This window comes from Parabacteroides sp. KHUB-03 (genome assembly GCF_056640975.1).
In genome coordinates, this window is sequence record NZ_CM153257.1 from 262,508 (window position 1) to 275,959 (window position 13,452).

Annotated in this window: 8 protein-coding genes; 7 read left to right on the forward strand and 1 reads right to left on the reverse strand. The window is 39.0% G+C overall.

Going from position 1 to position 13,452, the window contains the following annotated elements; all coding sequences use genetic code 11:
* Nucleotides 1-174 precede the first annotated feature (174 nt).
* The 7 genes from ACYIB7_RS01050 to ACYIB7_RS01080 all read left to right on the forward strand — a co-directional run bounded on the left by ACYIB7_RS01050 (nucleotide 175) and on the right by ACYIB7_RS01080 (nucleotide 12,164).
* Nucleotides 175-1,515, forward strand: coding sequence for a Gfo/Idh/MocA family protein (locus ACYIB7_RS01050; protein WP_099463800.1), 1,341 nt, complete (start codon nucleotides 175-177; stop codon nucleotides 1,513-1,515).
* A 44-nt stretch (nucleotides 1,516-1,559) separates the two neighbouring features.
* Complete coding sequence (locus ACYIB7_RS01055; RefSeq protein WP_480337838.1) at nucleotides 1,560-2,873, forward strand: Gfo/Idh/MocA family protein; 1,314 nt, start codon at nucleotides 1,560-1,562, stop codon at nucleotides 2,871-2,873.
* 2 nt (nucleotides 2,874-2,875) lie between these two features.
* Complete coding sequence (locus ACYIB7_RS01060; protein ID WP_103984026.1) at nucleotides 2,876-3,121, forward strand: hypothetical protein; 246 nt, start codon at nucleotides 2,876-2,878, stop codon at nucleotides 3,119-3,121.
* Between the two features lie 151 nt (nucleotides 3,122-3,272).
* Complete coding sequence (locus ACYIB7_RS01065; protein ID WP_103984025.1) at nucleotides 3,273-4,457, forward strand: glycoside hydrolase family protein; 1,185 nt, start codon at nucleotides 3,273-3,275, stop codon at nucleotides 4,455-4,457.
* Nucleotides 4,458-4,485: 28 nt separating this feature from the next.
* The gene (locus ACYIB7_RS01070; protein ID WP_480337840.1) at nucleotides 4,486-7,236 is read left to right on the forward strand and encodes a hypothetical protein; all 2,751 of its coding nucleotides are present in this window, start codon (nucleotides 4,486-4,488) and stop codon (nucleotides 7,234-7,236) included.
* Between the two features lie 222 nt (nucleotides 7,237-7,458).
* A complete protein-coding gene (locus ACYIB7_RS01075; protein ID WP_103984023.1) occupies nucleotides 7,459-10,551 on the forward strand; it encodes a SusC/RagA family TonB-linked outer membrane protein in 3,093 nt (1,030 codons plus the stop codon).
* An 11-nt stretch (nucleotides 10,552-10,562) separates the two neighbouring features.
* Nucleotides 10,563-12,164: a RagB/SusD family nutrient uptake outer membrane protein gene (locus ACYIB7_RS01080; protein WP_103984022.1), complete on the forward strand. Its 1,602-nt coding sequence runs from the start codon at nucleotides 10,563-10,565 to the stop codon at nucleotides 12,162-12,164.
* Nucleotides 12,165-12,318: 154 nt separating this feature from the next.
* On the opposite strand, the gene ACYIB7_RS01085 is transcribed toward ACYIB7_RS01080, so the two are convergent.
* The gene (locus ACYIB7_RS01085) at nucleotides 12,319-13,329 is read right to left on the reverse strand and encodes an aspartate-semialdehyde dehydrogenase (protein WP_103984021.1); all 1,011 of its coding nucleotides are present in this window, start codon (nucleotides 13,327-13,329) and stop codon (nucleotides 12,319-12,321) included.
* Nucleotides 13,330-13,452: the final 123 nt, after the last annotated feature.

Below are 13,452 nucleotides of genomic sequence, written 5' to 3' on the forward strand. Positions count from 1 at the left end.
TAATTTCTGTAACCAAGTCTCATTATACATGGAATGATCGTTTCTTTGATGTGTCAATGAATGTTGACGTTTTTTGAGAATAGTAAGGCGTCATTTGAGTTTTGTTTTAATTCAAATAAGAGTTCCTTTGTATTGCTTGTTAAGATTAAGTTTATCTACTATAAAAATAGAACCATGAGTACACGACGTGAATTTTTGAAAAAAGCAGCACTGGGTGCTTCCGCTCTTTCTTTTGGCGGAATACTGGAGGGTGTGAGTGCTAGAAGTTATTCCAATATCAAAGGAGCAAATGAAAAAATAAGAGTAGCAGCAATAGGTGTTAATTCCCGTGGCGGAGCTTTAGCTGCAAATTTTGCGAAGCAAAAAGGCTGTGAAATAACTTATATTTGTGATGTTGACAGTCGTGCTATTGCTAAATGTTCGGATGCTATTGCAAAAATACAGGAGCGTAAACCAAAAATTGAGAAAGATCTGAGAAAGGTTATCGAATCCAAAGACGTAGATGCCGTTATAATAGCAACACCGGATCATTGGCATGCCCCTGGAGCGTTGATGGCAATGCAGGCTGGCAAAGATGTATATCTGGAAAAACCTTGTAGCTATTGTCCGGAAGAAGGCGAGATGCTTATTAGAGGAAAAGAAAAGTATAACCGGGTGTTGCAAATGGGTAACCAAAGACGTTCATGGCCTAATGTGCAAGAAGGTATTCAGGCATTGAAAGAGGGCATTATAGGTAATGTGCATTTTGGTAAAGCCTGGTATACAAATAACCGTCCTTCCATTGGCATTGGCAAAGAGGTGCCTGTCCCGGAATGGCTTGATTGGGATTTATGGCAAGGTCCGGCTCCCCGTGTGGCCTATAAAGATAATGTTGTTCATTATAACTGGCACTGGTTTTGGAGATGGGGAACTTCCGAATCGTTGAATAACGGTACGCATATGATTGACTTATTGCGTTGGGGTATGGATCTTGATTACCCGACAATGGTTAATTCTGCAGGAGGACGTTATTTCTTTAATGATGACTGGGAAACTCCGGATACTCAGATTATAAATCTTGAGTTTGGCGGTAAAAAATCGATGACATGGGAAGGCCGTAGTTGTAATGGAAGAACAATTGAAGGAAGTAGTGTTGGCGTTATGTTCTATGGAGACAAAGGTAGCTTGCTGATCACGGGAAGTGATGGTTACCGGATTTTCGATATGGACAATAAGGTGATAAAACAACAATACAGCAAACTGGAGATCGACCCTCGTAACCTGATGAATCCGGCTGAAAGTTTGGATGCTTTACATATAAATAACTTTTTTGATGGTATCAGAAAAGGTGCTGTTCTAAATTCGGATATTGTTTCGGGACATAAGAGTACATTGTTAATGCAAATCGGAAATATATCCCAGCGCGTAGGACGTTCTCTTAATATAGATTCTGCTAATGGCCGTATTATTCAGGATGCGGATGCTATGAAATATTGGAGTCGTGATTACGAACCGGGATGGGAAATGAAATTATAATCCGGAAAAAGAAAACCATATCATTTCAAATAATAATTTAAACCATGAATACTCAAAATTTATCTCGTAGAGAGTTTCTAAAAAATGTAGGTACAATCGGCGGTAGCGGCCTATTGTTGTCTTCATTGCCTCAGTTGCATCTCTTCGCTCAGGAAAGAGCGAAGCAGGTGAAGGGTCAAAAGGCACGACTCGCCGTAATCGGAACAGGCTCCAGAGGTATGTATCATATAAATCATCTGCTACAGATACCTCATGCAGAGGTAGTTGCTTTGTGTGATATTTATCAGCCTCATTTGGATAATGCAGCCAAACAGTACCCCAAGGCAAAGTTGTATAAGGATTACCACCAGGCCATATCCGATCCGAATGTGGATGGCATCTTAATAGCTACTCCATTGAACATGCATGCCCCTATTTCAATAGCAGGCTTGAAGGCCGGCAAACATGTTTTTTGCGAAAAGTCTATGGCCCGGACAATGGATCAGTGTAAGGAGATGTATGATGTTTATAAAGAATCGGGTAAGGTTCTTTATATCGGCATCCAGCGTTTGTTTGATCCGAAGTATTTGAAGGCTATCGAATTAATAAAGAATGGAACAATCGGCCAAATCGTCGGTCTTCGTAACTTCTGGTATAGAAATAATGATTGGCGCAGACCTGTTCCGGATCCATCCTTGGAAAAACTGATAAACTGGCGGTTGTATAAAGAATCTTCCGGCGGTTTGATGACGGAGTTGGCCGCTCATCAGTTGCAGATGGGCACCTGGGTCAACCATTCGTTGCCTGATTACATCACCGGCTTCGGCGATATCATTTATTGGAAAGACGGCCGGGAGGTTTATGATAGCGTAAGCGTGATCTACCATTATCCAAACGGTTTGCGTATGACCTTCGAATCAATCATTTCGAATAAGCGTTACGGTATGGATGAACAGGTTCTGGGTCATGAAGGAACATTGGAGTTGGCTCAGGGTTTGTTGTATACGGAAAACCCGAAACCGGCTCCGGGTATCCAGCAGTTGATAAATCAGATAGAGCATAAGGTGTTCGACAATATCTCGTTCGCGGGTCCGAGTTGGGTGCCGGAAACGGCCTCCTCTACAAAGGGTGAACCTATAATGGATCATATCCAGACTCATGATGGCTCTAATACTACCGGCGCTACAGTAGATGACGGTTCAAAGGGTCTTGTCTCGGCTTATTGTTCATCAGTCATCACCGGCGAGCCGATACCAAATCTGGTTGAGGAAGCGTATTATTCGTCCGTTCTGGCTTTGCTGGGCAATAAGGCAATGGAAGAACGTTCGGTGATAGAGTTTCCTGAAGAATACAAAATACCTTATTCATTTGATGCATAATTATGAGAGACTTAAATATAACAATAACAACAAAAAGGCAACGCACTGAATTATTGATCTTTGGTGTTTGTTTTGTACTGGCTTTCTTGCTGAATATCATTTCTATTATAGCCTTTGGTACGGAATGGAAAGAAGCATTTACACAGTTGCTATGGGTGCTTTGTCTAAGCATTGCTTTTTATGCTATTGCACTTTTCTTCCGTATCCTTTATTGGTTGATTTGTAATGTATTCGGGAGGAAGAAATAACAACTTATAGATGATAGATTGTCGGTTAGTTTGTAGAAAACTTTTATACTTACCGGTATAAAGAGTATCGACCGGTCGGTATAACGACATTCTACAAAACGGACACTTCTATCAGAATATTGACCACTAATAAAAGTAAATACGGATAAAAATGAGACAAATACTATTTGCCTTTTTGATTATACTTCTTCAGGTTACTATGTTACATGCCGGAGAATTGCAGAATAAAAACCATTCCGTTGCGGTTAAACCCGAAGACTTTGAAGGGAAAAACATCTCGGAACAGATATCTAACGCTCTGGATTTTATAAAAGAATGCAACGGTGGCACAATCCTGTTCAAAGACTCTCCGGTTTATCTTATATCAGAGGCAATTGCTTTGCCGTCTAACACAACGATGATTGTTGACGGATGTAAAATAAAGCTTGCCGATCAGGTGTTCGACAATATTATTCGTTCAGGAAATCTGGATATAGATGAAAATGATCCGAATGGGTATGTCAAGCAATTATTGCCTGCCGAGAACATTAAAATTATAGGATTGAACGGAGCAATAATAGAAGGTGCCGAAAATTTTTATGAAGGAGTAAACCCTAAGACGAAGGTGAAAGAAAAATGGTTGGGTGATTATTGGGGTTGGAGAAACTTTACGATATTGTTTTCTTATGTCGACGGATTTGAAATATCCGGATTGAAAGTACAGAAAACGCATAGTTGGGGAATTGTATTGACTAACGGATGTAAAAACGGATATGTTAATAATATAGATTTGCACACAACTGTTAAAAATGGCGATGGAGTAAGTATAATTCAGGGAGGCTCTGATATTGTGATTGAGAATATTACAGGAGAAACTTCTGATGATACGATAATCCTCGCTGCTTTTGACGAAACCCGGTGGAGCAATAATAAATATGTATTTCCTCTTCTTCCGGTAAGATATTCGGATTATTCTTATGGAGGCGACATACATGATATTACCTGTCGTAATATTGAAGCATCCGGTGTACATCACGTGATGATTCTGTTGCCTTCACAGCCTAAAATTTATAATATTTATTGTTCTAATATAAGCGACGGACCGAAAGGCGGAAAAAGAAAAGTTGTACGTATTTATGGAAATGGGCAATATGGACAAGGCTTTAAACCTGGAAATATGTATAATATCTTTATGAATGATATTCGCTCTTATAAGTCGGATATTGCTTTGGAATTTCTTGCTCCGGTATATAATTCGCATTTCAATAAAATCACACAACTTAACCCGAAAGGAAAAGATGTACAACTGGATCCAGGAAATGTAAATGTGAGGATAACCAATTCGGTAAAAAAATAATAATAGGATAAAGCAGAAAATTGCAACAATGAGTACATGTAAAAACCACATATTATTTTTTCTTGTTTTTTTTACAGCATGCATGGCTGTTACGGTCTTTTCTGCAGAGAATTATTCTCTGCAGAAAAGAACCGCAGAAGATGAAAAATATAAAGCGACTCTAACTGTAGACTATGCCAAGAATAACAATAAAACCACTAATGTAATCTATAAGACTGCTTCTCCGAAAACAAAATTATTGACTTTAAAAAAAGGAGTGAGCGAAAGAGTAAATACTGATACCGAAACCGATCCTGATATAGTATATGAAGTTAAGGTTCCTGAAGCCGGGAGGTACAGGTTATTTGCGGATGTGATTAGGCACGAGGTCATTAAACCCGGAATGAATGTAGAGACACGTTTGGTTAAGATTCAAATAAACAATCAACGTGTAACGAGACGTATCGTATCGAACCTGCATGAATATTCCGGGCATGATCTCGGCATATTTAATTTGGAAACAGGCCAGGAGTTAAAACTTTGGTTACCGGAAAAAATATCATTCGAAGCAATTCGTATAGAGAAATATGTTCCTCTGGAAGTACCGGCTGATGCTGCCAGTTATGTTCCAACAGTTGTTCCGCCTACAGACAGACCAAGACTATGGGTTAACAAGAATAATATTGCAGATGTAAGAGAGAACTTAACGAAAGGTGAAAATCTTGCGATATGGCAAATAGTAGAAAAAACAGCGAAAGAACCATTCCCTTTTCAATTCAATATACGGAAAGAAATATTTTATAATACGGAACTGGAAGACGCAGTCATTATTAAGTCTTTCTATTATCTTATGACCGGCAATCGCGAGATCGGAAAAGAAGCTGTTCGATTGGCGGTTGATTATTTATCAGTTTTAGAATTCGGTAATGTTAAATCCGGAGATATTACGCGTGAAATAGGAAAAGCTATTTATACGGCGGCAATTACTTACGACTGGTGTTATAACTTGCTGGACGAAAAAGATAAGCAAAGTCTTTATGATAACATGATGCGTCTTGCTCCGGATATGGAGATCGGGTGGCCTCCTTTCAAAGAGCATGTAGTAAATGGACATGCCAGTGAAGCTCAGGTAAACCGCGATTTTTTAGCGATGAGTATTGCTATATATGATAAAGACCCTGAACCATATCGTTATATCTCTTACTTGCTTCTGGAACATCTGATTCCTATGAGGGCATTTGAATATCAATCACCCCGTCATAATCAAGGTTTTGATTACGGGGCATATAGACATGGGTGGGAAATGCATGCTGCATGGATGTTTTATAGAATGACCGGAGTCCGCGTGTTTAACGATAATGTTGCTGATCTGCGGAAGTACTGGTTATATATGCGTCTCCCTGATGGGGAGCGGATGTATGATGGGGATAAATTTTCCAAAACGCATTTTGCTTACCCCGAAACCTTATTGTTGGACTATTCCTATGCTGATGATGCTGTAACGAAAGGTGAATTTGAACGTCGTGGCGGATTGGAAAGAGCTAAAGACAATCCTGTTCTTTTTTTATTGGTGAATAATCCTGATTTAAAAGCAGAACATGATTTAACTTCTTTACCGTTATCTACAGAGTTTGGCCCTGTATTGGGAAGCCTGATTGCAAGAACCGGATGGAATATGGATAAAACAAGTAATGATGTGGTTGCCGAAATAAGAGGTGGAGGTTATCATTTCGGAAATCATAAACATGCCGATGCCGGTTCTTTTCAGATTTATTACCGTGGTCAACAAGTCGCAGATTTGGGAATATATGGAGCGTATGGCACACCATATGATTTCAACTTCTATAAAAGGTCTGTTTCTCACAATATGATACTTGTTAAAGATCCTGATGAAAAGTTGGCTAACAGAACAAAAATAAATGATGGAGGAAGCCGGTTTAATCAAAGAAATCCGAAATCACCCGATGAGGCTAAAAATGACCCCTGGTTTGATTACGGAACCGTACTTTCTGCAGATTTTGAAGCAAATACTCTGAAACCGTCATATAGTTATTTTAAAGCAGATTTGACCGCTGCTTACTATAGTAAAGTTGCTAATTATACCCGTAGTTTCTGTTTCCTTAATATGAATAGGGAAGATGTTCCGGCTGTAATTATTTTGGCAGACGATCTGTTTGCGTCCAAAGACAACTTTGATGCTTATTGGAAGATAAATACATTGAATAAACCAGGCCGTCTCGGTACCAACGTTGTATTACAAAATAATAAAGACGGCTTTGTTGGTAAGACCCATATTAATATGTTACTTCCATTACCGGAAAACCGGGAGATCGAAATTTCCAGCCTGAAAGATTCTTCTAGTGTATTAGGCCCTCAGTATCAGATTAAATCATCTTATCCCGAGGCAAATGGTTATCAGGTTGTTGCTTTTCCGAAGAAAAAAGAAAAGCACAATCGTTTCCTGACTGTTTTTCAAATGACAGCAGACAATACAAAGCCTATGCCTGTAGACTTTAAAGAAGAAAATGGCCAATATATTATATGTTTGCAAGATCGTATGGTATGCTTAAGCTCCGGTTATCAGCAAATACAAAGTCCGTTTACCTTAAAGGTTGATCAAAGTTCGGAATCCCAGATATTAATAACTGATTTGAAACCCGGTTTTTGGAATGTACAAAGCGAGAATGGGGCGATAAATATTAACTTCAAAGTTAAAACGGGTAAGAATACTATTTTCTTTAGAGGCGGTAAGGGAAGATATTTAATTACTCCCGGTCGCTCTTATGAGTTGGGTAAATAGTTAGAAGTTATTTGATTATAAAAAAAATTCCAGATAATACAGAATGACGTGATTTGAAGAATCTTTAGCTCGAATGTACTATTGAGAGGGTGAAAGAATCAATAGTTTTGCAAATCAAATGAAAGGAAGATAGATAACTGTTATTCTTCAAATTTGCTTTACGCTAATGGATAAGTAAAGATTGATTATTTCCTATAATCTAATGTCTAATTATAAATTAATATGAAAAACTACAAAAGATCTATTTTAGGAGTATTTCTTGGTTCCGCGATGTTGGGTTTACCCAATGTTGCTGCTTACGCGCATGTACCAGATAAGGTAGATGACAGCAGCAAAATTGGAATGCCGTCTCCTGCGCAACAAAAACAGTTGAGGGGTAGTGTCAAGGATGAAGCGGGCGAACCACTGATGGGTGCTAGTGTGGCTGTGAAAGGTACCACTAATGGAACAATGACTGATATGGACGGTAATTTCTCTCTTTCAGTAAGTCCGGGTTCAGTGCTTGTTATTACTTATCTCGGTTATCTGCCAAAAGAAATTACTGTTGATTCCAAAAATACCTATAATGTTGTACTGGCCGAAAATTCTCAAATGATTGATGACGTTGTGGTTGTAGGCTATGGAACGATGAAGAAACAGAATTTGACAGGTGCCGTATCTGCTGTTAGATTTGATGAATCGATGGAGAGTCGCCCTACAATGAATCTGTCTTCGGCATTGACCGGCCTGAGTGCAGGTTTAAATATCTCTCAGACATCGGCAGCTCCCGGATCTGAAGAAGTCTCTATTCTGGTAAGAGGTAAAGGTACAATGAATAATTCGGAACCTTTGGTTATTATTGATGGTGTACCGGGAGCATTAAATGATGTAAATCCGAATGATGTAGAAAGCGTATCTGTGCTTAAAGACGCTTCTTCTTCTTCAATCTATGGTTCCCGTGCTGCTAACGGTGTAATTCTGGTTACTACAAAGAGAGGAAAAGAAGGTAAAGTAAATGTTTCTTATAATGGTTATGTTGGATGGCAAAGTGCAGCGAAAACGGTCGACTTTGTAAGCGATATGGCTACTCACATGAGTTTGGTAAACGAAGCAGAAGGTTTTGAAAAGTATTCAAATAGTCTGATTGATCAATGGAGGCAAGAATCTGCCGCAGGTAATCCTCTGTATCCGAATACCAATTGGTATGATGAAATGCTTAAGACCTCAGTTTTGACGGAGCATAATCTGAATGTAAGAGGTGGTAGCGAGAAAATGAATTACTCATTGTCTCTTGGCTATTTGGACAATCAGGGAATTATTGATAATTCCGGCTCTAAAAAGTATTCATTCCGTTTAAATGTAGATTCAAAAGCAACAAGTTGGCTTGATTTGGGTGCCAACGTGTTTGGCTCATGGTCGGATAGTAAACCTATTAATACAAAAGACTTTTTCAACTACATCAGAAATACAACTCCGGGAGTTATTCCTCAATATGAGGATGGCCGTTATGGTGGAACTATGTTCAAAGACCTGGCAGAAGTTAGTAACCCGCGTGCTTATGTAGATAATATACGGGGTAACTATCAAAGACAAAAATTAGGATTGAAATTCTATGGAAAAGTGAAGTTCCTGAAGTTCTTTGAATGGGAAAGTAGCTTCGGCTTTAATTATGATAACAGATATAACTGGGAATATACCAATCCTTATTCTCTATGGGATTTCCAGTCTGGATATGAATACCAGCCAAAATCCAATATTGATAAACTGTTTAATGGTACACGAAGAGACTATTCAACTATTCTGAATACCCTTTTGCGTTTCAACTATTCATTAAATAAGGAGCATAACTTCGCGGTTTTACTTGGTTTCGACCAACAATATAGTCGTATGGATAAGTTTGATGCAAAGAAAAGCGATATACTTGGAAATGATGCCATATATATTATGGATGCCGGTGTTGAGAACGAATCTATAACCGGATCTGGAACCGATGATGCTCTCCGTTCTTATTTCGGACGTGTCAACTACGATTATAAAGGAAAATACCTTTTAGATATCAGTGCCCGTTATGATGGTTCTTCCAGATTTGCTCCTGCTAACAGATGGGGATTCTTCCCTTCTTTCTCTGCTGGTTGGAGATTAACAGAAGAATCTTTTGCCCAACCTTTGAAGACTGTTTTTGATGATATCAAGATCAGAGGTTCATGGGGTAAATTAGGTAACAACAGAATTGGAGATTATGCATATCAGGTTGTATATGGCTCTTCACCTTATTCTTTTGGCGGACAACTTCAGCAAGGTGTGGCTCCTGTAGAGTTGGCAAACAATAAAATTAAATGGGAAACAACAGCAATTACTAATATTGGTGTAGACTTTGTCTTGTTTAATAACAGACTATCCGTAAGTGCTGAGTATTATAATAAGAAAACCAGTGATATCTTAACACGTATTCCTATTTCATTGACAATGGGAAACTTTACTCCACCTTGGCAGAATATTGCAGAAATGACCAATAAAGGTGTGGAATTGCAATTGACTTACCATGGCAATGTTGGAAAAGATTTCTCATATAGCGTTAGTGGTAACTTAGCTACAGTGAAGAATGAAGTAACCAAGTTTAATGGCGACAGATCCATAGATAAAGCTATGATTACTATGGAAGGTAAGCCTTATAACAGTTACTACGTTCTTGAAGTAGATCATATCATTCAGGATCAAGCCGAAATAGACAAGTTGTTGGCTGACGGATATACTTTCGGAAGTGATATAGGCGGTACACCTAAACCTGGTGATTTCTTATATAAGAATACAAATGACGATAAAGCATTCAATTTGGAGGATCGCGTAGCAAAAGACTTTTCTTCCCTGCCTAAATTAACTTATGGTATTAGCATTAGTGCTGCATACAAAGATTTTGATTTTAATATCGTGGGACAAGGAGTCGGCAACGTAAAAGGTTATTGGGGTAATGACGGATTCAATACGTTCAATATTAACGAAGGATTCTTGATCAGAGAGAATGTTTTAAATCATTGGACTCCTGAAAACAGATCAACGGAATATCCTCGTTTGCAGACCTCAGGTTCGGCACTTAATACGGCATATAGCGATTATTGGTTGTATAATACTTCTTATTTCAGAATTAAGTCCATACAACTTGGATATACTTTGCCTAAACGATTGACATCTACCTTCTTGGTTGATAGATTGAGAGTATATACGAACCTTGAGAATTTCTTTACCTTTACAAGCTTCGACGGATATAACCCTGAAAACACAGATATATCTTATCCGTTAATGAAACAATGGGTAGTTGGTTTAAACGTAACATTTTAAATGAATAAGATATGAAAAAAATAATAATATCAATTATAGCATCTATATTCCTTCTGTCTTCTTGCAGTGATTTTCTTGACAGAAATTCATTGGTAGGACTTTCGGAAGGAGGATTTTGGAAATCGGAAGAAGATGCGATAATGGGCGTAAATTCATTATATAATGCGAATCGTGAATTTACAAACAGCATCGTAATATATGGTATGATGGACGACTTTACTGATATTTCGTACCAGTCATGGGCTACCGGATTGACAACCGGAAATTTCCCTACGAATGCTGTCTTTTATGAAACTTCATGGGGTATATTCTATAAAGGCATTTACCGTGCGAACACTGCTATTAAGCAGATTCCGGGTATCGAGATGTCGGAAGCTGTAAAGAACCGTACAATGGGTGAAGCAAAGTTTTTCCGTGGATATTTCTATTTTAAACTATGGGATTATTTTGGAGGTGTGCCTATTTATGATTATCCGATGAATGCAGACGAAGCTGATAAGCCTCGTAATACAGAACAGGAAGTGTATGATTTTATTGTGCAGGATATGACAGATGCTATTTCTTTATTGCCTGAAAGTTATGGACAATCAGACAAAGGCCGTGCTACAAAATGGGCTGCATTGGCAATGAGAGGTAAAGCACATCTGTGGGCTAAACAATATGACAAGGCTGCTGCCGATTTTAAAGAATTGATGGAAAAGAGCGACCGCAAGTTGGTGGATGATTTCCATTCACTATTCCGTGTTGCAGGAAATAATAACAGCGAAGTTATTTTTGATGTACAGTATGTTGCCGAAGCAAAACAAGGTATAGCAACAGACCGTAATTATGGAAATTCGGGAGGTGCAACATCCGGATCGCAGCGTACCCGTCCTACTCCGGCACTGGTAAATGCTTTTGAAATGGTTGACGGAACCTCTTTTGATTTCAAAAATTATAAAAATGCAAAAGGTACTACTTTTGATCCTAACAATCCGGAAGACTGGAATGATGAAGCCTCTGTTAGAAAATTGTTTGAGAACAGAGACCCTCGTATGCATCAGGCAATTATTGTTCCCTGGTCTGAATTTGAAGGAAAAAGTGGAACGCTCCTTTATAAATTTCCGGTTGATAAAACAGATCCGGGTGCTTTTGTTCCGGTTTGGGCAAATGGTAGCTATTCATGGAGAAAGTTTGTGGAAACAGGTTCTACATATACATTGCAGGATAATATGCCTCAGAACTTCCCTCTTATCCGTTTGGCCGATGTTATGTTGATGTATGCTGAAGCTCAGAACGAAGCTGTTGGTGCAGACCAATCTGTTTATGATGCAATAAATGCTGTTCGTAAAAGGGCAGGTATAAAAGAACTTCCTGCCGGGTTGAGTCAAGCTCAGATGCGTGAGAAAATTCGTCATGAAAGAATGGTTGAACTTTGCGGTGAAGGACAGAGATATTCGGATATCCGCCGTTGGAAAATAGCGAAAGATGTAGTGGATGGTGTTTGGATGACTGAATTTACAGGTGTGAAGATCCGTCAGAGAGGATTCCCTGATCACTACTATTTGTGGCCAATTCCTCAAAAAGAAATGGATTTGAATCCAGCTTTGAAGCAAAATCCGGGATGGAATTAAAATAAGTGGATAGTAATGTGTTGACCCCCGAAAGTTATTTCTAATTTTCGGGGGTATTTTTTTTATCAGAAGATAGACAGGTAAATAAGAAAAGAGGCCAACTAACTTTTTATTGTTAGCAGGCCTCTTTTATCTTGTAATATCAGGAAGTAAATTACCCTATATTCTTTACCTTAATCAGATATTCTGCAATCTGAACAGCGTTCAAGGCTGCACCTTTCTTGATTTGATCGCTTACTGTCCAGAATGTTAAACCGTTCGGATTTGTAAGGTCTTTTCGTATGCGGCCAACATAAACAGGGTCTTCTCCCGCAATGAATAATGGCATCGGGTAGTCTTTTTTTGCCGGCTCGTCTTGCAATACGACACCTTCTGCTTCAGCAAATGCTTTGCGGGCTTCTTCGATGCTGATAGGACGTTCTGTTTCAATCCAGGTAGATTCGCTATGAGCGCGCATAACAGGTACACGTACGCAAGTAGCACTTACTTCAATATCCGAATGCATGATCTTGCGGGTTTCGTTATACATCTTCATTTCTTCTTTTGTATAACCGTTTTCCAGAAATACGTCTACATGAGGAATGACGTTGTAGGCCAGCTGATAAGCGAATTTCTCCACTGTCGGTTCTTCGCCTTTCAACAGTTGCTCATATTGTTTTACCAATTCGGCCATAGCTGTGGCACCTGCACCACTGGCAGCCTGATAGGTAGATACATGTACGCGTTTGATATGCGACAGATTTTCGATTGCCTTCAACGCAACAACCATTTGAATGGTAGTACAGTTAGGGTTGGCAATGACACCGCGCGGACGATTCAGTGCATCTTCCGCATTGACTTCGGGAACGACCAAAGGTACATCGTTATCCATACGGAAAGCACTTGAATTGTCGATCATGACAGTACCGAATTTGGTGATTGTCTGCTCGAATTCGCGTGATGTACCTGCACCGGCCGAAACAAAAGCAACATCAATTCCCTTAAAGTCGTCGTTATGTTTAAGTTCCTTGACAGTAATCTGTTTACCACGGAAGTTATAAACATGTCCGGCACTGCGGGATGAACCAAAAAGGATAAGCTCATCCATCGGGAAGTTTCTTTCGTCGAGTACTCGCAGGAATTCTTGTCCTACGGCTCCACTTGCTCCAACAATTGCTACTTTCATTTTGAGCACTAATTAATTTGTTTGTAGAAAAAAATGTTATAATTTTACGTTGCATAGAAATATAAGTCTCTTTATGCTACAACGTTTTGAGGCACAAAGATATGCAAATTATAACAAAACCAT